The 24,903-nt window shown below is 61.2% G+C and carries 21 protein-coding genes; 3 read left to right on the top strand and 18 right to left on the bottom strand.

Translation table 11 applies throughout. The annotated features are described in order from the left end of the window. Positions 1-96: 96 nt before the first annotated feature. The 7 genes from E2I15_RS37975 to E2I15_RS37945 all read right to left on the bottom strand — a co-directional run bounded on the left by E2I15_RS37975 (position 97) and on the right by E2I15_RS37945 (position 6,709). The gene (locus E2I15_RS37975; protein WP_137483535.1) at positions 97-660 is read right to left on the bottom strand and encodes a DUF488 domain-containing protein; all 564 of its coding nucleotides are present in this window, start codon (positions 658-660) and stop codon (positions 97-99) included. Continuing rightward, positions 653-862: a hypervirulence associated TUDOR domain-containing protein gene (locus E2I15_RS37970; RefSeq protein WP_137483536.1), complete on the bottom strand. Its 210-nt coding sequence runs from the start codon at positions 860-862 to the stop codon at positions 653-655. Before E2I15_RS37970 ends, E2I15_RS37975 begins: the two co-directional genes overlap by 8 nt. A 310-nt stretch (positions 863-1,172) precedes the next feature. Beyond that, complete coding sequence (locus E2I15_RS37965; protein ID WP_137483537.1) at positions 1,173-2,468, bottom strand: DUF3300 domain-containing protein; 1,296 nt, start codon at positions 2,466-2,468, stop codon at positions 1,173-1,175. Positions 2,469-2,498: 30 nt separating this feature from the next. Beyond that, positions 2,499-3,509: an HAD family hydrolase gene (locus E2I15_RS37960; RefSeq protein ID WP_137483538.1), complete on the bottom strand. Its 1,011-nt coding sequence runs from the start codon at positions 3,507-3,509 to the stop codon at positions 2,499-2,501. Between the two features lie 77 nt (positions 3,510-3,586). Beyond that, positions 3,587-5,296, bottom strand: coding sequence for an arylsulfatase (locus E2I15_RS37955; RefSeq protein ID WP_170991809.1), 1,710 nt, complete (start codon positions 5,294-5,296; stop codon positions 3,587-3,589). Continuing rightward, positions 5,296-6,240 (bottom strand): formylglycine-generating enzyme family protein, encoded by a 945-nt coding sequence (locus tag E2I15_RS37950; protein ID WP_502707225.1) that lies wholly within the window; start codon positions 6,238-6,240, stop codon positions 5,296-5,298. Before E2I15_RS37950 ends, E2I15_RS37955 begins: the two co-directional genes overlap by 1 nt. A gap of 223 nt (positions 6,241-6,463) precedes the next feature. Continuing rightward, positions 6,464-6,709: a hypothetical protein gene (locus E2I15_RS37945; RefSeq protein WP_246668433.1), complete on the bottom strand. Its 246-nt coding sequence runs from the start codon at positions 6,707-6,709 to the stop codon at positions 6,464-6,466. A 275-nt stretch (positions 6,710-6,984) separates the two neighbouring features. Here E2I15_RS37945 and E2I15_RS37940 point away from each other — a divergent pair, with 275 nt between their 5' ends. Further along, positions 6,985-8,772, top strand: a complete 1,788-nt coding sequence (locus tag E2I15_RS37940) for a tetratricopeptide repeat protein (protein WP_246668434.1) — start codon at positions 6,985-6,987, stop codon at positions 8,770-8,772. A 145-nt stretch (positions 8,773-8,917) separates the two neighbouring features. Here the strand turns inward: E2I15_RS37940 and E2I15_RS37935 are convergent, their stop codons facing one another. The 10 genes from E2I15_RS37935 to E2I15_RS37890 all read right to left on the bottom strand — a co-directional run bounded on the left by E2I15_RS37935 (position 8,918) and on the right by E2I15_RS37890 (position 20,640). Next, positions 8,918-9,154, bottom strand: a complete 237-nt coding sequence (locus E2I15_RS37935) for a hypothetical protein (RefSeq protein ID WP_137483541.1) — start codon at positions 9,152-9,154, stop codon at positions 8,918-8,920. 2,041 nt (positions 9,155-11,195) lie between these two features. Beyond that, positions 11,196-12,545: an MFS transporter gene (locus E2I15_RS37930; RefSeq protein ID WP_170991810.1), complete on the bottom strand. Its 1,350-nt coding sequence runs from the start codon at positions 12,543-12,545 to the stop codon at positions 11,196-11,198. 110 nt (positions 12,546-12,655) lie between these two features. Beyond that, the gene (locus E2I15_RS37925) at positions 12,656-13,708 is read right to left on the bottom strand and encodes a 2,5-dihydroxypyridine 5,6-dioxygenase NicX family protein (RefSeq protein ID WP_137483545.1); all 1,053 of its coding nucleotides are present in this window, start codon (positions 13,706-13,708) and stop codon (positions 12,656-12,658) included. A 60-nt stretch (positions 13,709-13,768) separates the two neighbouring features. Beyond that, positions 13,769-14,581 (bottom strand): alpha/beta fold hydrolase, encoded by an 813-nt coding sequence (locus tag E2I15_RS37920; RefSeq protein WP_137483546.1) that lies wholly within the window; start codon positions 14,579-14,581, stop codon positions 13,769-13,771. Continuing rightward, positions 14,578-15,294 carry an isochorismatase family protein gene (locus E2I15_RS37915; protein WP_137483547.1) on the bottom strand — a complete coding sequence of 239 codons (717 nt, stop codon included), beginning with the start codon at positions 15,292-15,294 and terminating at the stop codon, positions 14,578-14,580. Before E2I15_RS37915 ends, E2I15_RS37920 begins: the two co-directional genes overlap by 4 nt. Positions 15,295-15,325: 31 nt before the next feature. After that, a complete protein-coding gene (locus E2I15_RS37910; RefSeq protein WP_246668435.1) occupies positions 15,326-16,537 on the bottom strand; it encodes an FAD-dependent monooxygenase in 1,212 nt (403 codons plus the stop codon). 38 nt (positions 16,538-16,575) lie between these two features. Next, complete coding sequence (locus E2I15_RS37905) at positions 16,576-17,055, bottom strand: (2Fe-2S)-binding protein (protein ID WP_137483548.1); 480 nt, start codon at positions 17,053-17,055, stop codon at positions 16,576-16,578. Beyond that, on the bottom strand, positions 17,052-17,927 hold the full coding sequence (locus tag E2I15_RS37900) for an FAD binding domain-containing protein (protein WP_137483549.1): 876 nt from the start codon (positions 17,925-17,927) through the stop codon (positions 17,052-17,054). The genes E2I15_RS37905 and E2I15_RS37900 overlap by 4 nt, the downstream gene beginning before the upstream one ends. Positions 17,928-17,929: 2 nt before the next feature. Next, positions 17,930-18,379 (bottom strand): SRPBCC family protein, encoded by a 450-nt coding sequence (locus E2I15_RS37895; protein WP_137483550.1) that lies wholly within the window; start codon positions 18,377-18,379, stop codon positions 17,930-17,932. Between the two features lie 2 nt (positions 18,380-18,381). Then, the gene (locus E2I15_RS37890; protein WP_137483551.1) at positions 18,382-20,640 is read right to left on the bottom strand and encodes a xanthine dehydrogenase family protein molybdopterin-binding subunit; all 2,259 of its coding nucleotides are present in this window, start codon (positions 20,638-20,640) and stop codon (positions 18,382-18,384) included. A gap of 287 nt (positions 20,641-20,927) precedes the next feature. Here E2I15_RS37890 and E2I15_RS37885 point away from each other — a divergent pair, with 287 nt between their 5' ends. Both E2I15_RS37885 and E2I15_RS37880 read left to right on the top strand, forming a co-directional pair. Beyond that, positions 20,928-21,395, top strand: coding sequence for a MarR family winged helix-turn-helix transcriptional regulator (locus E2I15_RS37885; RefSeq protein ID WP_050994044.1), 468 nt, complete (start codon positions 20,928-20,930; stop codon positions 21,393-21,395). A 1,270-nt stretch (positions 21,396-22,665) separates the two neighbouring features. Beyond that, positions 22,666-23,529, top strand: coding sequence for an AraC family transcriptional regulator (locus E2I15_RS37880; protein WP_246668436.1), 864 nt, complete (start codon positions 22,666-22,668; stop codon positions 23,527-23,529). Positions 23,530-23,592: 63 nt separating this feature from the next. Here the strand turns inward: E2I15_RS37880 and E2I15_RS37875 are convergent, their stop codons facing one another. Then, on the bottom strand, positions 23,593-24,825 hold the full coding sequence (locus tag E2I15_RS37875) for an ABC transporter substrate-binding protein (RefSeq protein ID WP_137483553.1): 1,233 nt from the start codon (positions 24,823-24,825) through the stop codon (positions 23,593-23,595). Between the last annotated feature and the right edge of the window lie 78 nt (positions 24,826-24,903).

The following is a 24,903-nucleotide window of genomic DNA, read 5'->3' as shown; positions in this document are numbered from 1 at the left end:
TTGCCGTGATCACCGGCAAGCTCGGCACCGGCTATTGGAAGCGCAGCGCGGAGTGAGGCGGCGCGGCGCGACGGTGCAGCCGCAAGCTTCGCCCTCTCATAAATCCAGTTCACCCGTCGCCGGATAGACCACCGTGCCGTCGCCCTGGACGACGGCGCCTTCGGTGAGACGGGCGGGCTCGAGGCGGCCCTCCCCCATGATGTGGACGACGGTCTCGCCGGACGCGATCAGATAGTCGGCGACGATGCGGCGGTGGCAGCGCCACCACACCGCTTCCGAGCACATCATCGCACAGCGTTGCCGGCGCCCTTCGTCGCGCAGATGCTGGAGCGCCGCATGAAACTGCGGCGACAACGCATAGTCGGCGTAGTTGTGAAAACTCTCGTTGCTCCAGAATCCATTGACGGACGGCGCCACGCTTCGTGCCTTGCCGCGGAGCCCGCCGAGATCGGCCAGATGCTCATACGAGATGCCCGCGGCCTTGAGCGGCTTGGGCAGCGTATCCTTGTTGAACTGCGGATTGGTTCGCGACCGCGGCACCGTTCGGATATCGACGATGCGCTCGATCGTGGTCGCGCTGAGGAGAGCGATGAAATCCTCGAGGCTGCGGGTGGAATGACCGATCGTGAAGAACGGAAGCGCCGCGTCTTTGCTAGGCATGATGCAGCGCGCTGCCCTTATGGGCCGCAACGTGATCGGTCTTGTCGCTCTTGATCTCGTATTGCGGATCGGCCTCCGAGGCACGGTGCATGTGCCCCTTGTAGTCGAAATCGCTGGTGTGAACCGCGATGATGGTACCGGAGACGCGGCCGGCCTCGGAATTCCAGCTGACGTGATCGCCGACCTTGAATTTCCCGGCCATGCTTGACGCCTCCTTCAGGTGCGAAATTGCTCGCACGATACGCCGCCCATCGGCGGCACGGGACCAAAAAAGCCTGCCGGAGCAAACGAGCTCGCAGCCGGCCAAGTTCCGGCCTCGCCTTTGGAATTCAAGCGTCTCCCGGCGCGTTGGACATTTCATGGCCCCTGAGGCACGTAAGTTCAACCAGGATTTCATCCGCAGAAGGACACGTCGGATCGTTGCGATCCGGGGGACGGTGGTCCCCATAGACCGCCACCTGCGACGATCGCGTCCTGGTGAGGATGGTCACGCCGTTTGGCGATCTCGCCAATCAGCGACGGCGGCCACCGCCGTGAAAGCCGCCGCCTCCACGCATGCCGCCAGCGCGCATGCCGCCACCGCCGCGATGAAAGCTACCGACACCAGCGCGCATGCCGCCACCACGGATCGCTGCCGGCCGGCCGCCGCCGACGCGTCCACCGACGCGCGTGCGCGTTACGCTTCTGTGCGAGATCGCAGCGCGATTGCCAGCACCCGTGCGCGCACGTGTGACACTCCTGCTGCTGGTGCGGCGCGATACCGAGGCACCACGATTGCCGGCGCGTTGTGAGACGGCGGTTTTGGCGCGGCCTGCGCCGGCATTCGAGACCTTGCCGCCGGGACCGCCGGTCCGGCTGCGCAGCGCTTCGCGCGCGGCGGGAGTATTACCGCTACCAAAGCGCCTCGCCACGCCGGCATCACGATAGGCAACGCCGCCGCGATGCGCGGGATTGTGGGCCCAATTGTTGGTCCTGATGTTGGTGCGGTTGAACTGGTTGTAACGGTTGACGTTGACATAGACGTTGCGATTCCACCAATTGCAGCCGCCCCAGATCGCGGTACCGACGGCGACAGCGGCGGTAAAGCCGATGACGCCCGCGGCTACGTAGCCCGGCGGATACCAATAGAACGGCTGGTAGTCAGGATAATCCCAGGCCCCGTAGACGACACCGGGATCATAGACCGGGACATAGTACTGGTCGGGATCGACCGGCTCGATCGAGATCGCCTGCTGCATGCCGGCGGGCGCGGTCACACCGGCGGGCGGCGCGCTCTTCGTCACCTTCTGCTGCGGCGTCGACTTGAGATTTCCCGCGGCCTCGGCGCGCTGGCGCAGGGTCTGCACGGCGCTCATCACATCCTGCTCCTGCGCGAGGAAGGCGTCGCCAAGCTGCTGGGTCCAGTCGAGCTTGTCGTTCATCATCTGCAGGACTTGCGGCACCGCCGTGAGGGCCTTGACGCTCGGATCCCATGACTGCTTCTGCATGGCATCTTCGAGCGCCTTGCCGGCGACGGTCTTGTTGTCTTGCGACCAGCGCGCCGCCTCGACGACCTCCAACGGATAGGTTGACGCCATCAGGATTTGCGACAGCAGCGCATCCGGATAGAGCGCGATCGGCGCGACCAGTTGCTCGATCTGTCCCTCAGGAAGTTTTGCCGGAGCTGCTGCCGGCGCCGCGGCCTGGTTCTGCGTCGGCGGCGTGGCCGCTGGGGCCTGGGCGTATGTCGGAAAGGTAATCATCAGTCCGGTGGCCAGCGCGGAGCCAACAAGGGTGAAGCGATACAATTTCGGAAGACGTATCTTCATTATGCTTCCTCGCTTTTCTTATGTCCCGGTTTACTGGAAGCTGAATATCCGTTTCCAGTCGTCCTTCATGCTGACCACGATCCAGCCATTGGCGTTCGCCGCGTCGAGCGCCTTGTCGAGTTTGCCGAACGAGGACTTCCGATCGTATGCATATTCTCGTTCGGCATCGGTGTGATGCACGATCAGGCCAAAGCGTTTCCCCGACGATTGCGTCGCCCATTGCAGCATCTGGAAGTCGCCGTCGGAGTTGCCGAAGGCCGCGATCGGCCGACGCCCGATATGTGAATTGATCCCGACCGGCTTGCCGGGCCCGTCGTCGACGAGATCGATAGCGGGCAAGCGGATCAGCACCGGTCCATCCTTGTCGACCTTGAACTGCGTCTTGATGCTCGATCCCACGACCTGCTCGGGCGGAATGCCGTAGACCCGGTCGCTCCATGGACGCATGAACTCAATGCCGCCACCGGACACGATGAAAGTCTTGAAGCCGCTGGCGCGCAGATGGGCGAGCATTTCCAGCATCGGCTGGTAGACGAGGTCCGTATACGGCCGATTGAATTTCGGGTGACGCGCGCTCGCGATCCAGTCGCCGGCGATTTTTTCGAACTCGGCCGTGGTCATGCCGGCATGCGTTGCCATGACCAGCTCGACCAGGCCCTTCTCGCCAGCCTTGGCGAGGGAAGCGAGGTCGTTGTCGAGCACGGCCTGGAAAGGCTGCTTGCGTCTCCATTCCGGATGCTTGCCGGACAACGCCTTCACCCGATCCAACGCGAATGCGAGCTGGACGTACATCGGCTGCTCGCACCAGAGCGTGCCGTCATTGTCGAATGTCGCTATCCGCTCCGATGCGGGCACGAAGTCCGGCGTCCCCTCCCGGGTCACGGCCGAGACAAAGTCCAGGACGGACTTTTTCGCGCGACCTTCATTCCACGACGGCAGCGGATCTGCCTGCGCCAGCGCACGGCCTGCCAGGGGCGCCGTCGCGGCCGACACCAGCAGGCCTGCCAGGATCGAGCGCCGATCGATCGGAATTTCCTTCATCAGTCCCTTTCCCATTCTGATGCGGAAGCAAAGACCAGAACGGCTCCGGAACTGCGGAGCCGTTCAATGCGCATGGGCTAGTTGCCCGTCGGCAAGCCAATCTGGAAGCCATCCTTGGCGAGTTGATCCCTGAAGAACGAGAAGCGTTCGTATTGTTGAATCGTGACCGGTCCCGCGTAGGTCTCGCTCTGAATCTTCCGTGGAGGATATTTTACATAGGTCTTCATCAGATCCTTGATCGAGTCATTGATCGTGACCATGATCCAGGTGCGCTCGGTGTAGTTATTCATGAAGATGTCGTAGCGCTCCTGTGGGTCCTGCCAGAGATCGAAGACCTGGGGAACGGTCGCCACGTAGGCCTCCGGTCCCTTCCAGCCGAGATTGCTATCAACCGAGAGACCGCCGGTCTTTACGCCGTCATCGCCCCGCAGGTTGAACACTGCCTTGTAATTGCCGACGCGCGCTGCGCCTGGCGTAAGCTCAGACTCGGTGAAAAAGAACCAGCTCTTGCGTTCCGATTTTCCGGATCCGAACAGGATCGGAGACATGTCGATGCTGTCGAAAATGATGGGCTTACCCTCGCGATCGTTCTCCGGCAGCTTCACGCCGGCGAGCTTTGCGAACGTCGCCATGTAATCCAGGCCGCCGACGATGTCGGAATTCTTCGTGCCGGCCTTGATGCCCGGCCCCCATGCGATCGACGGCACGCGGTTGCCGCCTTCGCGGACCGTGCCCTTGGTGCCCCGGAACGGCGTATAGCCGGCATCCGGATAGACGTCCTGCCAGGCGCCGTTGTCGGTCGTCCAGAACACATAGGTGTTCTTGTCGAGCCCGAGCGACCGCACCTTGTCCATGATACGGCCGATGCGCGTATCGTTTTCCACCACGGAGTCAGCGAACTTGCTCTTCGACAGGGATTTACCCTGGAACTCGGGAGCCGGCATATTGGGCTGGTGCACCTTCATGAAATTGATGCTCATGAAGAACGGACCCGAGGACTTGTTGCGGTCCAGATACTCGAGCGAGGCCTTCTCGACGTAGTCGTCGAAGAAGGGAATGCCGACGACGCCCTTGTCCGGCGTGTTGACGTACTGGCCATTGATCTTGAAATCTTCCTTCGCCTTCTCGCCTGCGTTTCCGGACAACGCGCCTTTGGTGACCTTCGTGAACATCGCCCTAAGCTCGGGATCCATGTCGGGAAACCACGTCGGGTCGGCGTAGGTGTAGGCGTTGAGATGATACAGCCCGCAATACTTCATTTCGTCATAGCCCTGCGCGTTCGGTATTGCGAAATCGTCCTCGCCGAGATGCCATTTGCCCGTGAAGAAGGTCTTGTAGCCGCCGGTCTTCAGAACCGAGGCAAGTGTCCATTCTGCTGCAGGAAGCCCGCCACCCTGTCCCTGGAACGCCACTGTCGTCATACCGCTGCGATTTGGAATTCGGCCGGTCTGCACCGCGGCGCGTCCCGGCGTGCAGCTCGGTTGCGCATAGAAAGACATGAACTGCATTCCTTCAGCCGCCAGACGATCGATGCTCGGCGTCGGCATGCCACGATTTTCACCGCCGCCGTAAGGGCCGGAGTCCCCGTAACCAAAATCATCCGACAGGATCAGGATGATGTTCGGCTTTGCTCCACCGGCAGACGATGACGGCTGCGGGGTAGTCGCCTGCGCTTGCGCAGGGCGGACGGGCGCCATGGCCGAGAAGGCGGCAATGGTGGCGAGCGAGCTGGAGGCCGCGAGCAGGTTGCGGCGGCTGACGGTTTCTGTTGCTTTCTTCTCAGTCATCACTTTCTCCCTGGACGTGTGATGCAGCGAAATCCGAGATGGCTGGTTGACGTGTCGATCGGCTCGGCATGGCGCGCTGCCGGTCGATAACGCCGGCAATAGTTCGGCGCGCAGAGATGCGAGCCGCCCTTGATCACCTTGCGCGGTATCCTGCTGAGCAGCAGCGACGGATCGTGGCTGTCATGCTCGGAGCCGCCCCGCGGGTTCTGGGGAATGCAGCAGGCCTTCTTTGCGTCGGCGCGGTGTTTCGGCGCCCACCAGTCGCTGGTCCATTCCCAGACATTGCCGATCATGTCGAACACGCCGTAGCCGTTCGGCGGATAGGTCATCACCGGCGAAGTGCGCGCATGGCCGTCCTCGCACCGGTTCTCGAACGGAAAGTGACCTTGCCACGTATTGGCCTGATGCACGCCACCCGGCGCGAATTCATCGCCCCAGCCATACTCAGCGCCGTCGAGACCGCCGCGCGCAGCAAACTCCCACTCTGCTTCCGTTGGCAAATCCTTGCCGGCCCATCGCGCATAAGCGAGTGCGTCAGCGTGGGTGACATGCACCACGGGATGATCGTCCAGCGACTTGATGTTGCTTTTCGGGCCATAGGGATGCCGCCAATTCGCACCCCTGAGCAGCGTCCACCATTGGCTGTAGTCGCGCATATCGACGGGGTGATCCGGCGGCGTGAAGACGAGCGAGCCGGCGAAGATCAGATGCGGCAGCGCGTCGGGATAGTTCGCTGGATCGGGAGCCACCTCGGCGAACGTCACATGGCCGGTGGCCCGCACGAATTCCTTGAACTGCCGGTTCGTCACCGGTGTTCGATCGATCCAGAAGCCGTCGACGCTCACCGTGTGGCATGGAGCTTCTTCGGGATAATGATGATCCGATCCCATGCGAAACGTGCCGCCGGGAATGAACATGCTGTCGGAGGCGAGGGTTTCGTCCACGTTCGCGACCGTTCTCTGCGCAATATTCACGAACGTTGCCTCCAGCTACGCGCTGTAGCGAATTGCCTGCTTTGTCCGCTCGGTTGCATCCTCGCGCCGATCCTATGTCTGATCGCTCGCAGCATGCACCGTGCCCCGGCAAGCACGCCTGATATCGAAAGGTTGATAAGAATCGTATTGTTCACGCACTGCTCCAGTTATGCTTATGCGAACGCTCCCTCGATCACGGCCGGTTCAGATGAACCAGGGCCTCGGTTTCCAGTTCGGCAACGAGCCTTTCGTAATCCGCGGCCTTCCGACTTCCTTCGCGGTCGCCTTCCTTTGCCGCTTGTTGCCAACGACGAAGCGCTTTCACAGCTTCGTCATAATCTGCGCAAATCGCTCGAAACTGCGCGTCGCGATTGAAGCAGCGCCGAATTTCGAATTCGCGCTGCGGAAAGCGGGTCACAATCGCGCGAAACTCCTCCATGATGAACTCGCTTGTGGCCAACGTGACCTTTGCTGCTGGTTCATTGGGGCTTCAAGGTACGAACATGTTCGTACACGGCACGACGCCCCGTTGGCGCGCTGCTGTCTCGGGCGCGAGGGCTTCAAAGCCCGATGCGACCAGCTGTCGCTGCCATCGGGAACTCATTGTTCTGATGATCGAAAGTTGTCGCATCGGCGCCGGCGGCCTACTTCGCTTACGAGTTGCAACATGGGCTGGGAAGGCCTAGGGTCGATCGACGATTGGGATGCCGGTTGATGACTGATGTACCCTTCGCTCACGATCCCGCCGGCGATTCATCCAAGGTCCCGCCGCGTGGTGAGTCCGCGGTGCCGCCAGCGCATGTAGCGAAAGAGCTGGACCGCATCCTCTCGAGCCCGCATTTCCAGGCGAGCGAAAGGCGGCAGGCTTTCCTTCGTTTCATCGTCGACGAGACGCTTGCAGGCCGCGCTGAAAGCCTGAAAGGCTACACAATTGCGTTGGCCGTATTTCGGCGCGACCATTCTTTCGATCCCCAGGCTGACCCCGTCGTCCGTCTTGAAGCGCGACGATTGCGCCGCGACCTCGATAGCTACTACGTGGATTCGGGCCGGGACGATCCCGTCCGCATCACAATTCCAAAAGGCTCCTATGTGCCCCATTTTGAGTGGCACAAAATGCATATTGCCGACGCTTCACCTCGCGAACCTGCCCTCGAACTCCACGATCGTTCTGCAACTGCTGCTGCTACGCGCGCGAATTGGACGACCAAGCCTGGCATCAGGCGCTATGCGCCCGTCGCTGCCGCGCTGGCAGCGGGCGTGGTGGCCTGGATATGGCTTGCAGCAAGTCCGCCTCCGTCGCCAATGACGCCACGCGAACCCGCGGTTCTCGTGATGCCATTCGAGCCACTAACTCCCGGGGATAACGCGCGGCTCTTCGCCATCGGCATGGGACAGGAACTGACCAGCAACCTGTTTCGATTCGGAGGATTCCGGCTCTACACGTCGCCCCCGAACGGGTCGTCCGCAAAAGGCGACGAAGCGCCCCAACCTGGTCGTCTTCTCGGTACTTCCTATGTCGTCCGTGGAAGCGTTCAAACGAGCGCCGAAGAAGTGCAAGTCACAACGACTGTCTTCAACGCCGAGAATGACCAGATCGTATGGATGCGGACATATGCTCGACCGTTCGATCCTCAGTCGCTCATGAATGTCCAGCGCGAGCTCGCAAGCGAAATCGCAACTGTCGTTGGCCAATCCTACGGCGTGGTTAGAAACGACATTCGCGCGGATCCACCCAAGAATATGGAAAGCTATCTCTGCGTCCTGCGCGCTCAGGCCTATCGCAGCACTTTCCGACGCGTCGACTTCGATCCGGCCATGCAGTGTCTTCAGCAAACCGTTCAGCGGGATCCGCAGTATAGCGATGGATGGGCCATGCTCGGGTGGTTGCATCTCGACGCCGGACGGTTGGGCTATTCAGGCGACGGCAACCCGCAAACGGAGTATGGCAAGGCCCTCGAAGCGACGTCGCGCGCGATCACCCTGCAGCCGAACAACCCCCTGGCGCTGAAGGCCCTGGCTTCGGCCTATCATTTCACGGGACGTTACGCCGATAGTGATCGCATCAGCCATCTGGCGATCGATCTCAACCCCAACGATCCCGACATACTTGCCCAGTTCGGCTGGCGTCTTTCCATCCGCGGGAACTTCTCGGAAGGAGTTCCGATGCTCAAACGCGCGATCGAGCGCACGATGCATCCGCCAGGGTGGTATTTTCATTTTGTTGCAGTCGACCTCTATTTGAGGGGTGAATACGACAAAATGCTCGATGTCGCCGAGACGGCATCCTTGCGCGATTCCGGATTCAGCCAACTGTTGATTGCGATGGCGAACGCAGAGCTGGGACGCCGCGACGCGACGCAAACGGCCTTGAAAGGAATGTCGCGCTACAAAGCGCTCGCCGATGATCCGGCCGGCTTCTTGCGCCGCAACGGAGCGGCGGATCAGGTTGTCGACGCTCTCATGACCGGACTGCGCAAAGCCCAGGCTCTCGTCGCAAGCTGACGTTCCATGCCAGCTGGCATTTTGCAGTTGCGCTTTCAGTTTCCGACGGCCATTCCGCCGTCACAATTCTCATTTGCTGCAACTGCGCATGGAATGGACCGCCCGAGGGCGGCCTTCCATAAGCTTGCGGCAACCAAAGCGACGCCTACGGGCGAATGCCGTTCTTTCGCGCGCAATCCCGATAGGCGGAATAGCCCGCCGAGTTTCGGGCGGCAGTCGCTCCGCTTGTCATGTTCGCGCCGCCGGCGGCGGCGGCTTCATTCGCCTGTCTGAAGCATTCAGCACGAATTGCATCGACATTCTTGCCACTCGTCTTCGGAGCCGCGTTTGCCGGAACCGCAATGAGCAAAACCAACGTGCCAAGCACTCCTGTCTTCCACATAGTCGTCTCCCTGTAGTGGACCCAGCTGCCGTACCAGCTCGCCAATCCTGCTGCGCCGGCACGTGAGCATCAGCATTGTTCCATGCGGGGAGGTTCTTCAAGGTACGAACACGTTCGTACCTGCCTTGCGCCGCCGAGGTCCGAAGGATCGAACTCATCATTACCGCGAGTTGCACTTGCCCCCGAAGCCGCGACGCGCTTTTTGAATATGTATTTTGTGCCAACGTGGCACGCGGTTGAATCGACGGAACGAAGCCCGTTCAGCGGGATTGATCGGGACACCCTTGCAAGGAGTCCGGATATGCGACCAACCAAGGCTTTGCTGGTTCTCAGCTTCATCGCATCTGCAGCAATGATACTTCCTTATGACGCGCAAGCCCGGCGCGGAGGAGCCGGCGCTCGATCGGCTCACTTCCACGGAGGAGGAATGCGACCTGGTTGGCACGGCGGCGGTACGCGATGGCATGCCGGCGGCTGGCACGGCGGCCGCGCGCGTTGGGCCGGCGGCGGCTATTACCGCGGGGGCGGTTACTATCGCGGCGGTTGGGGCCCCGGAGCTGCCGCGGCCGGTTTGGCGACTGGCGCAGCGATCGGAGCCGCGACGGCCTACAACTCCTGCTATCAGACGCGAAACGTGTGGAACGGTTACACGTATGTTCAGCAAAGCGTGAGGGTCTGTTAGGCATCGCCTCGTCCGCGATGCCGGACTGACTGCATTTCCACCGCGTTCGAGATCACGGAGCGTCCGGCCAATTTGGCCGGGTCTGCGCGAGCGCGTTCGGCGACGAGGCCTGCGCGCGCGTGGCGAACGCAGCTTTGCGTCTTCGCCGACGGAAAGCGGCATTTTGATTCCTGTCGTGTCGCTTGGCCCGTCCTCAGTCGGCACTGCGCCGCGCTGGTGCCGCTGCGAAGTCATCCTTCCAATCGTCCATCAGTCACGTCGATTTGATGCTGCGCACGAGATGCACAGGAACCACTTCCGGAGGTTGCATTTGGTTACGTGCGAGAAAACGGGAACTTGCAGGTTTGGCATTCGATCATGCCAAGCTTCGCAAGCGTCGCAGACAAACCAAATCCAGGAGCAAGCCATGATGAGTCTAAGAGTTCTTGGCGCAGCCGTGATAGTGGCGTCCGCAGTTTCGAGCCCCGCATCGGCGCAAGCGGTCTTCTCCAACCCGGCCGCCTGTTCATCTCAATTCGCCAGCGCCAACTGTCTCAACAGAGGAGCCGGGAGCCCGTACGACAGCAGGCGGGGTTATTATCGGCGAACCGCCTATCGCGAACCCGTCGGGCCGGTAGGGGCCGCTGCCGGTGTGGCCGGCGCTGCCGTCGGAACAGCCGCGGCGATCGCGACCGCTCCCTTCAGCGGCTGGCGCAATTCCTACGCCGCATACGGCACGTATGATCAACCCGGTGCATATGGCGACTACTATGCCTGGAACGGCGACTGGAACACCTACGCGTCGCACAATGGCATTGTCTGCAGGCCCGGTACCACTTTCAAGGGGTCCGACGGACTCCAGCATCTCTGCCAATAGAGCCTCTGCCCACAGGCTAATCTACCAGGCGGCCTGCAAGGGCCGCCTGCTTCTTGCCCTGTCGCTGGCGGCAGCGGCATCCCCGGCGCGACTGAAGACCGTGTTCGCGGGTGAGCCATCGACGCATCGATTGCTGATTATGGTGATGGTGCCCCGGGGGCGGGATCGAACCATCCGGCTTCGCCCTCCGGGCTACGCCGGGACGAGCGCCTGCATGGAGCGATTGCTGATTCCGGCAGCGTCAAGGGTGGTGGTGGCCAGGGGCGAGAATCATACGCAACCACCGACACGAAGAACCGCTGTTTGTCCTTCGTATGGTGGCGTGAGCGCTCGGCACGGTGCGGGAGCTTCGGTACATCGCAAAATCCGCAATGGCGGGAGCCTGCTTTGCTGTTGGCAGCCTAATTCACTGGGAGGCACCAACTTATGCCCACGCTAGGTGGCCGGCGAGATGAGCGCGCCAAGCTCTCATCTCCCCGGTTGCTCGTCATTTCACGAGTGCATCATACGCTCGAGACCGGAGCAGCCTTCATCGCCGGCTCCGAGTCCGCATCGGCCTTGAAGCCTTTCGCGGACAAATCCCGACCGAGCGTCTCAGGAAGCAGAAGAGAGGCAAGAACGAAGACAGCTGCAGCGGGAAGGGCCACGGCAACCATGCCGTTCAGCAGGCTTCCGCCGAAATGAGCGGCCGCAAGGGGCACGATAACCGGCGCGATGCTGCCAAGGCCACGGCCGCCCATATAGAATGTGGACACCGCCGTCGCGCGCAAATTGACCGGATAGAGCTCCGATATCCAGACGCCCGTCACGCCAAGCGCGACATTGCCAATCCCGAAACCGATATAGAGCCAGAACATCGGCCACTCGGTCTTCGAGCCGGCATAGAGCTGACCTCCCCATACCGCCATGCCAACCAGGGACCCGATCCAGAACAATGCCGGCACGAGAGCACCGAACCGGCGGCCAGCCCTGTCGTTGAAAAAGCCGTTGGCGAGGTAGCAGATGCCGCTGACCACGGAAAGAAGAACGGCCGTGGTGCGAACGACGTCGCCCGGCGTGTGCATGTCCCGGAGCAACAGCGTCGGAATGAAGGAGACGATGCTGTAGTAGCAAAGCATGTAGCTCATCAGCCACACGCAGGCGGTGACGGTCTGGCGCGCCAGCCCGTTGCGGAACAGATCTGCCAGGGGAAGCGTGCGGGCCGCCTCCGCAGCCTGACCGGCCTTGCGTTGCGCCTCGTACTCCAGCCAGATTTTCGATTCAGGCATGAAGAAGCGGATGAAGATGATCAGCAGGATCGGCACTCCGCCGCTCAGCAGGCCGATGCGCCAGCTCCACTCGTCGCTGAACGTCGCGATAAGCCAGATTCCCACGATCGACGCCGTGGACGATGCGATCACGGCGCAGCCCTGCAGCGCAGCCGCGCCCAGGCCGCGGCTGCCTTTCTTCCAGGCCTCGTTGAAAAGCACCATGCCAACGCCGTACTCGCCGCCAAGACCGATGCCGGTGATGAACCGCAGCACCGCAAGCGACCAGTAATTCCATGCGAACGCGGAAATAATCGCCGCGACCGAGAACAGCGCGATCGTGAGCTGAAGCGAGGTCTTTCGGCCAAGGCGATCACCGATGACGCCGAACAGGGCCCCGCCGATCGCCGATCCGAAGAGTGTCAGGGCCTGCAGAGAGCCGATCTCGGTCAACGATAGCGACATTGAGCGCTGGATCGCGGGCAGGAGGAACGGAAAGATCAGGACATCGTAGAAGTCGAGAATGTATCCCAGCATCGCCGAGATCATGATCGAATAGCGTTGCCTGGCCGTGTAATCTTCCGCGCCTGAGACGGTTTTAGACATGCAATGCGTTCCCCGTTGAAAGAGCTGAACAGTGGATGATCGTCGCCGAAGCGCTTTCCGCGTCATGGGAGCCGCAACTGCGGCTCCGGGTCCCGGTTCGATGGCGAGGCCTAGCGGCCGGGTGCCCTCAACTCCGGGTAGGCGAACTCGCCCTTGTCGAGGATGTGAATATCGTCGAGCCAGAGACTGCAGCCGCGAAGCGGGATATCGAGATGACACGGCGTGTCGTTCGTGCCGCCAAGCTCGGTATTCGGTCCGGTCGAGAACAGAACGTTTCCATAAAAGGAAAGCGCATTCATGATGTGCTCCGACGCGAGCTGCTGAGATGCAGCTATATAGTGCCAGTCAGCCCGCTCATTCGATCCCCACCCGATATGCGAGATTGCCCAACCTCGCGAATCGCCGAAACTGTCGATATAGTTCCTGATGAGCGTCGCGTCGGTGCCCTCGCCCTTGAGGTCGACGATGTAGCCCTCCTTGATGGTGAGCGTGACCGGAGACTGGATGTAGCGCTTGAATGCGCAGAGAATGTCGCCCGGCATCAGAACGACAGTGCCGTTGACGTCCCCATCCGTGGCTTGCGTGAAAGCAAATCCTGACGGGAAATGATCCCAGCGGCCCGGTTCATCGGTGTATCCGTACTCGGAAATGACCGGATACTGCTTTAAGCCGTAGGTCACATCCGTTCCGCCCGGCGACGTGATGCGCATGGTTCTGGCTGACTGCAGGAGCGTTCGCGAGAGCTCGGTCCGCCGGCGGAGATCCTCAGTCGGGAACATCTTCTTGAGAATGTGGAACGGCTCCATGACGCGCAGAATGCGCGTGCCCGCCTCCTGAATCTCGAGCTGCTCGCGCGAGAACAGCAGGCCCAGAAGATCAATCACCATATCCACGCGCTTGAGCGTGTCGATTGCCGGCTGGTTGCCGCTCAACGCGTGCCTGCCCTGCTGGCCCGCAACCTTGCTCTGGCCGTACTTTGGAACATTGAGGTGGAAGGTTGTCGCGCCAAGGCTCCGCGCGGCCAGCATGAACGTCTGGGCATACTCCGACTGATCCTCGCCGCCGCTCAGGACAGCCACGACCTCGCCTTCCCTCACCTTGCAGAGTGCAAGTTCGGCCTTGAACAATTCCAGCATTTCAACATCGATGCGTTGCCGGGTCATCTTCAGTCATCTCCTTTGCCAGGCATGTATTCGCAGCGCTCCGACCGGTCCTTCGAGGGGTCAGGCGAGGACGTCGCTGACGATCGAAAGGAAGCCTTCCGTGTCGTCGATGTGCATTTGGTGACCTGCGCTCTCCAGTCGCTTGATCTCGATGGACGGCAATAGTCTTTGAATCTCTCTTTCATCTTCGGGGCGGATGACGTCGCCTTTGCCTGCAACGAGTAGCCAAGTACGGACGCTGAGGTTGGCAAGATCATTGTGAATGTCATCGTGATGAAAGCCCTTGTGACTTTCGATCAGGGCGCGCTCGTCGCAGGTGTGCATCCACTCGGCCCGGGCACGAATGTGCCTTTCTGGCCAGCGCGGCGCGGACGGGCTTCGCAGCACCGCGTCTGCTTCCCCAAGGCTTGCGCTATGAAGCAGCTTGAGAAGAGGCCCGATCGGACTTGGATAGGCGCGGCGTCCGGGTCCGGAGACCGGCGGATCGACCAGGATCAACTGTCTCATGGACGATGGCCGCCAGCGCGCGGCACGAATTCCGATCCGGGCGCCCATGGAGTGGCCGAGCAGGGTATATGCGCCTATTTCCAGCGCCTCGGCGAACGAGACCAGATCGGAGGCGCAGGCATCCAGCGAATAATTGAGATGCGGCCCGCTTTCGGAAAGGCCGCGCCCCCGGACGTCGAGTACATAAACGTCATGTCCGATGCACAAACGTTCCGCGATGAACGCCCATTGTGCCGCGGCCGTCGAGATGCCCGGGACGACGATGATGGCAGGACCGGCTCCGCCGAAGCGCAGGTAATGCTGGCGGATGCCGTTTGCGCGTACGTGAGCGCCGTAGAGCAGACCGGAGACCTGGGCGACACTCATGTCGGGCGATCCTGCGTACGATCGGCCGGCAGCGAATGAAGCCGCTCGATGGCTTCCGAGGTGGGCATCACATCTGCGTACTTGCTGGCTATATCGAACAGGTTGACGGCGTGCGAAGTCGGCGAACGATCGTAGACGGCATCGCTCGGCACGATCGATTTGAAATTCAGCGCGCATGCATCGACGACCGATGCCCGGACGCAGCCGCTTGTCGTGCAGCCGGTCACCACCAGTGAATCGATCCCGGCCCCGACGAGATACGTCGTGAGCGGGGTGCCGAAGAACGCGCTTGCCTGCGTCTTTGGCAGCAGCAGCTCTCCCGGCTCAGGAGCCACCTCGCGAACAAAGTCGTAGCCCTCGGGCGGAATCTGCATGATGGCTGGAATTTTTGCCGCGAATGCCCCCCGGTCATGGCTGACCTTGCAGGCGACATGCGGAAATATCACCGGCCATCTTCTGCCGCGAAACAACCCTATCAGATCGGAAATCTGCGCCATGGCCTGCCAACCAGCCTCGCCGCAGCTGGTTGGATATTGCTTGATCGCCTCGCGGATCGGCATCGGCCGGTCACCGACCGAGCGGTACTGCACGTCAATCACCAGGAGCGCGGGCCGCTTGCCGAATCCAGCTGCGCCACCCAATCCTGTGATCGCATAGGTCTCTCGCTCTTCGAGCGGTATCACCCTGTCCCAGGGCTGCTCTTTGCCGATCATCCTTGTGCACCGGTACTCGTGGGGAGAAATGTCAATGAAGAGGAACGGCGGTCGCGTCGTACTGGTAGATCCAGTCGTAACGAGCGGCGGTCGCTTCCGGCGCCCACTGCGTCCTGATGTAGTCTCCCGCCGTTTCGGCCCTGGAGAGCGCCGAGTTATGAAAGATCGGCAGCATTCCGGCAGCGGAGTTCACAACCCTGGTTGTGCGATCCAGGCGCAGGCTCTGATATGTCTGGAAAGCGCTCGCTGGATCGCCTGGGTGCTGCTCGAGGCACCGGGCGAGAACGGAGGCGTCCTCCAACGCCATGTTCACTCCTTGACCGAGATATGGCAGCATGGAGTGGCACGCATCTCCAAGAAGCGTGACCCGTCCTTGCGACCAACCAGCCAGCGTGGGCCGCACGAACAGGCCCCACTTGTGAAGGCTTTGTACATTGCTGACGAGCGCGATGATGTCGGGATGCCAGCCCACGAAGTCCTTCAAGCACTCCTCGACAGATCCTTTCTCCGACCAGGATTCCAGGAGCCAGTCGTTGCGATCGACCTGACCCGAGAACGTCATCAATTCCGTGTCCTGCCAGCGGACCGGATATGCCGTGACATGCGCGGTCGGCCCGATCCATGTCGACACCACGGGCTGCCGTTGATGCGGCTCGAGCCGGTCGACCGGCACAAGACCACGCCAGGCGATTGCGTTGGTGTACTGGCTTTCGATTTGGCCGATCAGCCCGGTTCGGACCTTCGAATGCGAACCGTCGGCGCCGATCAGCGCCAGACCTTCGATCTCGCGGCCGTCCGCGAGCCGGACCCGAATTTCGTCCCGGCTCTGGCTGAATCCGACAACATGGGCGTTCAGATGGATGGCGTCCGCCTTCGCTCGCCGTACGCCGTCGACAAGGATCTTCAACAGGTGCGCGCGCAGCAGAAGATAGGGTTGGTTGCGGGCCGCGTCGGAGCTTTTGTTATAGAGGGGCCACGTATCACCGGTGTTCCAGAGCCGGATGGAACGTCGCTCGGCCGCGATGCAATTCTGTTCGACTTGCTCGGCGAGGCCGAGATCGCGAAGTACGCGCACACCGTTCATGGAGACCCAAAGGCCGGCGCCAACTTCACGCAACTCGGACGCCTGCTCGAAAACATCGCAATCGATGCCGCGTCGGAGCAGCGATAACGCCACCGCCAAGCCGCCGATGCCCGCGCCCGCGATCAAGACGCTCGTTCTTTTGACCTGATCAATACTCATGATACCTCCAAAAACTAGCTGCGCCGTCTCGCGCGGTTTCAAGCGGCATCCTGCCGGCCCGCAAGGCTCTTCACGGCTTCGAAAATCTTGGTGTAACCGGTGCAGCGGCAAAGATTGCCGTCGAGATAGTGCCGGATTTCCGCGTCTGTCGGGTGTGGCGTCGTCTCCAAGAGCGCCGTGACCGCCATGATGAACCCGGGCGTGCAGAAGCCGCACTGCAGACCGCCATGAAGCACGAACGCCTCCTGGATCCGGGACAGTCCGTCCGGCGGCGTCACCCCCTCGATTGTGGTGACCGCGCGCCGGTCCACATCGACCGCGAGCGTTGTGCAGCTCGAGATCGGTTCACCGTCAAGAAGGACCGTGCAGGCGCCGCATACTTCCATGTCGCAGGAACGTTTCGTTCCCCTGAGGCCCAAACGATCTCGGATGAGGTCGATCAGGAGCACATGGGCCGGGACGTCGACGGCGATCGTCTTGCCGTTCAGCGAGAACGAGATAGCCAATACCTGCGTCATTTCGGCCAGCTCCCGCCGGCGATGATCGCCTCATCGGCGTTACGCAGAAGAAGCACGCCTGCAAGGTGACGCTTGTAATCGGCCGCGCCATGCCGATCGGCGTTGACTTCGAGCTGATCCAAGGCTGCGGGAAGAGCTGTCTCAATCGCCCGACGGGCCTCTGCTACCGCTACGTTTCGGAGGGCACCCTCGACGACCGTCAAAGGCTGTGGCCGCGAACCAAGTGCGCCGACCCGTACACGGGCGCTCCTGATCGTACTCCCGCCGGCGTTCAGTGACCAGGACATCGCGACGTTCACGGAGGGCCTCTCACCATGCTTGAACCGGCGATAAGTTACCGGTCCCGCGGGCCGCGGGAACACAATCACTCTCAGCAGCTCGTCAGGCTCGCGCACCGTTTCCATTTCGCTTCGGATGAAATCATCAGCGTGAATTTCACGCGTGCCCTTGGATCCCTCCAGCACCAGCCGTGCGTTGAGGGCGGCGAGCATCGTCGGCGGATCGGCGTGAGGCTCTCCGAAGCAGAGATTGCCGCCGATTGTTCCAACGTTCCGGACCCTGATGTTTGCGATCTCGGCGCAGAGCGACGCAAGCGCCGGCACGTGTTCGCGGATAACGGGGTCGCCGCTGATCTTCCTATGCGTGCAGCGCGCGCCGATCTCGATCTCGTTCACGCCGTTGACGGCGATGCAATCGAGCCCGGGGATACCCTTGATGTCGATGAGGCGGTCTGCGCGGATAACGCGCATTTTCAGCGCGAGCAGCAATTCGGTTCCGCCAGCATAGAACATGCCATCGCCGGAATCGCCGACGGCACGCACGGCGTCGGCAATCGTCGAAGGCTGCTCAAATTGGAAGGGTGACGGCAGCATGATCAGGCCGCGCCCAGCATTTCTTTGAGCCGCTTCTCGAATTCTTCGAAGTTCTGATCGACCCGGCGTTTGATGATGCCGAACCCCATGGTCGCAAGCCGGCCCTGCACGTCGACTTTCGCGTCCACGGCAAATGTGGATCCAGAACCGGCCTGCGTGACGGTCACGTCGAGGACAACCGCCAGCCGCGTTCCTGTGATCTTGTCGCGGCCCGTAGCGCGGGTGCGCACGTGAGACGGCTCGGTGATCGATTCAACGATGATGTCAGCCGGCACTTCGAGCTTGAAAGGACCGATCTTCTGCTTGACGGTTGCTTTGTAGGCTGCAAGCCGCTGGATCTCCTCGACGCTTTCGCACCCGGGAATGCAGCTCGATATGCGTGGAACGTCGAGCAGCGTGCTCCAAAGCTGCGCCGGAGTCGCCGGCACCGCCATTGACATGTTGAATTCCATGTTCAGTTCCTCTTCTGGAGTGCGCGCCACACTTTTTCGGGTGTCATTGGCAGATCGGTTATTCGGATGCCGTAGGCGGCGAACAGCGCGTTGGCGATCGCCGGTGCGACCGGCAGGATTGCTCCCTCGCCCATTCCTTTGGCGCCGCCAGGCCCGGGGCCGTCGCCGTTTTCGACAAGTATCGTGTCGAACGAGGGCGGCACGTCGGAGATCCGCGGTATCGAATAATCGATCGGCGTCGCGTTGACGGGTTGCCCGTCCTCGAACTCGAGCGCCTCGTGAAGCGCGTGACCGAGCCCCATGACAGCAGCCCCCTCATCCTGACCTTCCGCAGCGACGCGATTGATCACACGACCGACGTCGGCGGCGCTGGCGTACCGAGGCACACGGATCTCGCCGGTTTCCTCATCGACCACGATCTCTGCGAGACCCGCGGATGTCTCCCAGAACAGAGGTGACTCCGCCAGGGAGCCTTTCTTCGAACGGGGCGTGATGGCGCCGCGGCCGACGACTTCTCCCGAATCGACACCCAGGCTGCGGTGAAATATCTGATGGAAAGTGAGAACGTCTGGACCGGTCGAGACGCCTCCCTCGACGAGTGACAGGCCGGCGCGGGGAAGCTCCCAGACCTCGGCAACCATATCGAGGATCTGATCGGCTGCGTCGAGAGCGGCGCTCTCGACAGAGAGGCCGACGACGACGGTCGAGCGGCTCGCACCGGTACCCCAGTCGTAAGGGGCGACCGCTGTATCCGGGCGCAGGACGGTGACCGCAGACACCTTCTGCTTCAATGTCTGCGCCGCGATTTGGGCCATCGTCGCGTGCGCACCCTGACCAACCTCGATGCTGGAGACCGAAACGAGAATCGACCCGTCGATCTTGAGACGCACGATCGCGTTGCTGATCGGCGTATTCGCCGGATCGGTTGCGGCAAGCGCCAATCCATGCGCCTTTCGGTTGGAGGGTTTCGCTTCTGGCGCGAACGACCGCGTCACCCGGCCGATCAACTCGCTCATGTCCATGTCGAGCGCGCGCAGGTCGGGGCGGATGCGCTCACCACGGGAGGCCAGATTCAGCATGCGGAACTCGATCGGGTCCATGCCGATTGCCGCAGCCACATTGTCCATGTGCGATTCCTTGGCCCAAACCGCCTGCGGGCCACCGATTGAGCGGAATGCCGCGCCAGGGACGGTGTTCGTGTAAACCGCACATGCTTCGAGCCGCATGTTCGGCACCACGTATGGTCCCATGATGCGATTTGCCGATTTCGTAGCGACTGCTGAGCCCGTATCTGAATACGCTCCGCCGTCGAGCAGAAGCCTGGCACTCTTCGCGAGGATCCGTCCGTCGGCATCGACCGCGGTTCGAATCGTGATGTCAGCGCCGAGCCTTCGACAGGTGAGCATCGATTCCGCCATGGATTGAGCGACACGAACTGGGCGCCGCACCTTCCAGGATGCGGCGGCGACCAATGGTTCGATCTTGACGGATGCCTTGCCGCCGAATCCCCCGCCAACGAATGGGACGATCACGCGGACTTTGGCCAACGCCAGGCCAAACAGCCTGGACAGGACCTTCTGAACCGCGGTCGGCGTCTGCGCACCTGCCCAGACCGTCAGGGAGTCTCCCTGGAAGTCGGCGATGACCGTGTGCGGCTCCATCGCGAAATGCGAGATCGCCGGAAACGTGAAGTGGTCTTCGTGAATGTACGCCGCGACCGCCTCCGCAGCGTCAACATCTCCAACCTTGTTCCTGTAAGTGTGGAAGATGTTGCTGCCCGGTGTCGGCCTGGCGCCGCCCTTGAAGTAGAAGTCTTCGAGGTTTTCGTGACGCTCATGGATGAGCGGCGCATCCGCCATCATCGCTTCACGGATGGTCGTCGCATGAGGGAGTTCGTCGTACGCGATCTCGACGAGCTCCGCGGCAGCTTCGGCGATCTCGATGGTCTCAGCGATCACCACGGCGACCGGCTCGCCCACATACCGGACTCGGTCGATTGCCATGATCGGCCGGTCCTTGAGCACGACACCCCAGCAACCGAACGAGACGACATCCGCTCCGATGAGCACGTCGACGACGCCGGGCATGGACCTGGCGACGCTCGCGTCAATCGACGAGATGCGCGCGTGAGTAGCCGGCGAACGAACCACAAAGCCGTGCAACATCCCCGGGATCACGAGGTCGGTAACGTATTCAGCCCGCCCCGTTACCTTCTCGATGAGGTCGGGTCGTACGGCACTCATGCTGTCATTCACCGACATGCTCGGATCCGGGGTGCGAGGTCGCCGCCGAAGGTCAGAAAGCCTGCGCGGCTCCTCCCAGGCGGCAATTCTCAACGCTTATCCCATTTATCACTCGTATGCAAGTGCTACACTTGTATGCGAGTGATCTCTTCTGTCGCACCGGACGGATCACGCTCGCGGTCAGACGGCATGGATTCTTGGCGGCAACGAATGTAGACAAATGACCAACTCGGAACTTCCGAGGCCGAGCCATCCAGCTTTGTTCAAGCCGAGCCACGGCCAAATGCCGCAAGAGGACGAAAATCGTGCAACCGAAAACCAAGACGGCTCCGACGGAGAAGCCGAAAGAGGCCGCACAGCCTTACAGGTTGGACGATGCACCAGGATTCCTGTTGCGCGTCGCGCTCCGGACCCACACATCGATCTTTGTCGCGAAAATGATCGAAGAACTGACCCCACCCCAATTCTCGACGCTGGCGAAACTGAGGGAAGTCGGATCATGTTCTCAAAATCACCTGGGACGACTGATCCACTATGATTCAGCAACGATCACCGGCGTCATCAATCGCCTCAAGTCGCGCGGGCTGATCAAGAGCTCCAAGGATCCTTTGGATCCACGACGACGGCAGATCGAACTAACGGACAAAGGGAGGCGGACGGCGGACGCTGCGATCGAGACCATTGGCGAGATTTCCGGCGAGACATTCGCCCCCTTGACGAGGGAAGAATTTCGGACCCTGACCGAGATCCTCAAGAAAATCATACGCCGCTGAGCCCCACAGCGCTGAGCCGGCCGACAAGCTGATCCCGTAAACGCTTCAGGTCCCGCCAAGCAAAAAAATGGCCCGGCACGAGCCGGGCCAAGTCCAGGGAGGAAGCGAAGGATGTGGATCCTTCGCAAACGCCGAACGCGGATCTCGATCGAAGACAGCTCAACGAACGATCTCAGCGACAGAACTATCCGGTATACCGCCCGGCATTTTGTGCTGAAGAAGATGGACTTGCACTAATTTCCGGCATTTTCGCGTGACAAGGCCGGGATGAGCCACATCGGTCCGCGCCATGCTGCATGAACCGGAGGCCAGTCGGTCGATAGCCGACGACGACCCGATCACAACAATCGATTGAGCCCATCACCGGCCATCTTTCGAATGCCGGCTTCATCGCACGATCGATCGACGCCGTTCCCTGAGCGGCTATCCCGCGCGCCTGCGCAGGGCGCGGACGATTTTTGTCCTGAAGCGCGCGAGATCAAACAGCAATCTGGGTGCTCTCCTGATCGCAATCGCTTTACCCACGATCGAGAGCCGCAGAACGCGGACCAATCTAGCCAGGCCCAATTCCATGAATGCCTGCCGGACATGTGGCTGGTTGGCGATCGAAAGCATATTGTTCGCTACAACGATGGACGATCTGAGCTCTGGTTTCTTCTGCAGAACAAAGTCTCGGCACGCTGCCGCGAACTCCAGTTCCTGAGCGCTCAAGGATATGCAGAAGACAGTTCGATTATCCTCCGCCATATTCAATTGCCCCCGAACGATCGCACGGCGCGGCCTTCCGTCTCTCGACCTCACAGCCTGCGCGGCATGGCTTTCGCCTTCCAATCGGCAACACGTACGTGCCGACTTTCTGCGCAATGCTCCTTGGTAGCATTGGGGGTCGCGGCATTTGCTGACGAAAACCCTTGCGGACAGCCGTGAAAGCGCGATCGGTGGAGCCGATTGACGCGGGAACGCGGCATTTTCTACCGTCGGGGCAGTGCCCGGTCACGCCCCAAGACGCGTCTTGTCGCAGCAGCTTCCTCGTTGAGCCTTCCGGCTGCTTTCCCCATCGCGGAGCCCGGCGATGAGCAGCCGTGACAGTCACCAAGATTCTCGTTCCGGGAAGGGACGAGGCTAACCCGCAGGATCGGATTCTTGCATCCTCGCGTTACTTTTCGGTGACGAGCATGTCCCGGAGCGCTATCGTCACCCGGACTCCAGGCGCGCCTCTTATCTCCGCCTCCTGAATTGCGGGAGCCGTAGCCAATAACGAGCGAATTCGATGAGCATGTTATCCACGTCCGAAATGGATCCTGGTTTTGCCAGAATGAATTTGCCCGAGCTTCGGATCAACTACGATCCGATTGATCCGGATCAGTTCGATCGGCCGATCACCTCATTCTGCATCGAAACCGGTGAAGACAACGACGAGCTTCCGCTCCACTCACACAAGAAAGGGCAACTCGTTGTCGCTTCACATGGATCGGTGATGTGTCGTGCCCCCGGCGGACTATGGATCGTTCCGCCACAGGGTGCCGTGTGGATACCGGCCGGCGTCATGCACAGCAATTGCGTCTCGGACAATGGCAAGGTCTACGTCGTCTTCATCGATCCGCAGGCGAGTACGCTTCCGAGCACATGCTGCACATTCACGATATCATCGCTCGTCCGTGAACTGATCCATCGGCTCTCCGTCTTTCCTCCCCTGTATCCGGTCGACGGGCCGACCAGCCGGCTCGGACGCGTGCTGCTCGACGAATTAGTGCAGATGTCCACCGAACAGATGTACTTGCCCATCTCCACCGACAGCCGACTTCAGCATCTCGCGGCATCGCTGCTCAATGACCCCGGCGATCGCAGCACGATCGACGAACTAGCGACCAGATATGCGATGAGTGTCCGGACCTTCGCCCGCCTGGTGCTGAAGGAAACCGGGATGACGTTCGGACGCTGGCGACAGCGCCTTCACATCCTCGTCGCGCTGCAGAGGCTGTCTGCGGGATCTTCCGTTCAGGCCGTCTCGCTCGATCTGGGCTATGAGACCCCCAGCGCCTTCATAACCATGTTCAAAAAGGCAATGGGCAAGAGCCCGCGCCGCTTTCTTGCCGAGCGATCCAGTTTCGTAGGCCGTGAGCCCTTGGCTTGAAGACCTTCGCCCGGGAGCCCTGGCCCCAACATCGCCCGCTGGGGCCGCAGCTCGCGGCGTCTGCTATCGCGAGTTGAATGGGACGAGAGGGTATTGGAGCGCAGCTTCGGCGACCGACTGCGGCGCCACCACGCGAGGCTTCCCGTTCTGCCCTTGAAGGATGGTCACGTCGCTGCCCATATTCTGGCCATTGGCGTCGAACTTGATCTTGCCGCTGGACATCAGGATAGGCATCATGTCCGTTCCTTTAAGCGCGGCGTGGATCGCAGCGGACTCGGAAGAACCGGCGCGGCTTACGGCGTCCGCAACAATCTGAACAGATTCGAAGGCACACCCTGAATTCCCGTCGACCCAGTCATTTGGATAATCGGACGCAAATCGCTTCAAGATCGCCGCGGCGTCGGGCGCCTTCGGATTGTACCACAGGGTCGAGAGTATCGCGCCGTCACCGTACTTGCCCAACGCGTCATAGTACGCCTTGTCCTGCGCGCCATTCGAGTTGGGTGAGAAGATCATTTTGGGATTCCACCCCTGCTTGGTGCATTCCCGAATGATCATGATGGCATCGTTGACACGCGTGACGGAGACCAACGCGTCCGCGCCTGACGCTTTGGCTTTTGCAACCTCGACCGAGAGATCCTTGGCTCTTTCATCGTATGGAATATACTCGGCAATCCTGAGCGGCACTTCGACCTCCTTCCAGGCCTGATCGATGCTCGCCGCGGTCGACTGTCCCATCGTATTGTTGAGGTGCATGACGACGGCGCTTGTCGGAGCGTCCTTGATCGAGGACAGGATGGACTTCAGCTCCATGAGGGACTTCCTGACGATTGTCAGGGACGTCGGGTAATACCTGAACACCTCGGTGAATCCTTGGGAGGTCACCTGGGTCGCGCTCGCGATGTGAACGACCATAGGCACTTTTGCGGCTTCTGCGGCCTGAAGCGCGGAGATGGTTGCTCCGGAATCCCACGCGCCGATAAGTACCGTGCACCCCTGCCTGATCAGGTTCTCGGCGGCAATCCGTCCGTTTTCCGGCCGGCTTTGCGTGTCCGCATGGATGATTTGCAGCTCTATACCGAACTTCTCCTTTGCGAACTTCGCACCCACATCGATGCCGCGTACGCAAGCCTGCCCCGGAAACGCCAGGACGCCACTGCTCGGATTGATTGCGCCGACGCGGACCTTGGCCGGGGTGGCCGCTCTTGACCGCCACGATGCGAACCCGACGGCGGCGCCAATTCCGCTACCGATCAAGGACCGGCGGGTCAAACCGCTTTCGCTGTGCTTTCTCATGTAGTTCCCCCTTTGGTTGGCTGCAAGAATGATGATGCGGTCTAATAGCTCTCACTGAACAGTCAGGCGCTATCGCGC

The organism is Bradyrhizobium sp. BR2003 (assembly GCF_009720285.1).
Taxonomy (GTDB): Bacteria; Pseudomonadota; Alphaproteobacteria; order Rhizobiales; family Xanthobacteraceae; genus Bradyrhizobium; species Bradyrhizobium elkanii.
The sequence above is the reverse complement of the archived record's forward strand: the minus strand, read 5'-3'. Positions and strand labels throughout refer to the sequence as shown.

Coding starts and splice junctions, on each gene's coding strand:
- E2I15_RS37975 (WP_137483535.1), bottom strand. CDS start 660: ATGCCTAGCAAAGACGCGGCGCTTCCGTTCTTCACGATCGGTCATTCC.
- E2I15_RS37970 (WP_137483536.1), bottom strand. CDS start 862: ATGGCCGGGAAATTCAAGGTCGGCGATCACGTCAGCTGGAATTCCGAG.
- E2I15_RS37965 (WP_137483537.1), bottom strand. CDS start 2,468: ATGAAGATACGTCTTCCGAAATTGTATCGCTTCACCCTTGTTGGCTCC.
- E2I15_RS37960 (WP_137483538.1), bottom strand. CDS start 3,509: ATGAAGGAAATTCCGATCGATCGGCGCTCGATCCTGGCAGGCCTGCTG.
- E2I15_RS37955 (WP_170991809.1), bottom strand. CDS start 5,296: ATGACTGAGAAGAAAGCAACAGAAACCGTCAGCCGCCGCAACCTGCTC.
- E2I15_RS37945 (WP_246668433.1), bottom strand. CDS start 6,709: ATGGAGGAGTTTCGCGCGATTGTGACCCGCTTTCCGCAGCGCGAATTC.
- E2I15_RS37940 (WP_246668434.1), top strand. CDS start 6,985: ATGACTGATGTACCCTTCGCTCACGATCCCGCCGGCGATTCATCCAAG.
- E2I15_RS37935 (WP_137483541.1), bottom strand. CDS start 9,154: ATGTGGAAGACAGGAGTGCTTGGCACGTTGGTTTTGCTCATTGCGGTT.
- E2I15_RS37930 (WP_170991810.1), bottom strand. CDS start 12,545: ATGTCTAAAACCGTCTCAGGCGCGGAAGATTACACGGCCAGGCAACGC.
- E2I15_RS37925 (WP_137483545.1), bottom strand. CDS start 13,708: ATGACCCGGCAACGCATCGATGTTGAAATGCTGGAATTGTTCAAGGCC.
- E2I15_RS37920 (WP_137483546.1), bottom strand. CDS start 14,581: ATGAGTGTCGCCCAGGTCTCCGGTCTGCTCTACGGCGCTCACGTACGC.
- E2I15_RS37915 (WP_137483547.1), bottom strand. CDS start 15,294: ATGATCGGCAAAGAGCAGCCCTGGGACAGGGTGATACCGCTCGAAGAG.
- E2I15_RS37910 (WP_246668435.1), bottom strand. CDS start 16,537: ATGAGTATTGATCAGGTCAAAAGAACGAGCGTCTTGATCGCGGGCGCG.
- E2I15_RS37905 (WP_137483548.1), bottom strand. CDS start 17,055: ATGACGCAGGTATTGGCTATCTCGTTCTCGCTGAACGGCAAGACGATC.
- E2I15_RS37900 (WP_137483549.1), bottom strand. CDS start 17,927: ATGCTGCCGTCACCCTTCCAATTTGAGCAGCCTTCGACGATTGCCGAC.
- E2I15_RS37895 (WP_137483550.1), bottom strand. CDS start 18,379: ATGGAATTCAACATGTCAATGGCGGTGCCGGCGACTCCGGCGCAGCTT.
- E2I15_RS37890 (WP_137483551.1), bottom strand. CDS start 20,640: ATGTCGGTGAATGACAGCATGAGTGCCGTACGACCCGACCTCATCGAG.
- E2I15_RS37880 (WP_246668436.1), top strand. CDS start 22,666: ATGAGCATGTTATCCACGTCCGAAATGGATCCTGGTTTTGCCAGAATG.
- E2I15_RS37875 (WP_137483553.1), bottom strand. CDS start 24,825: ATGAGAAAGCACAGCGAAAGCGGTTTGACCCGCCGGTCCTTGATCGGT.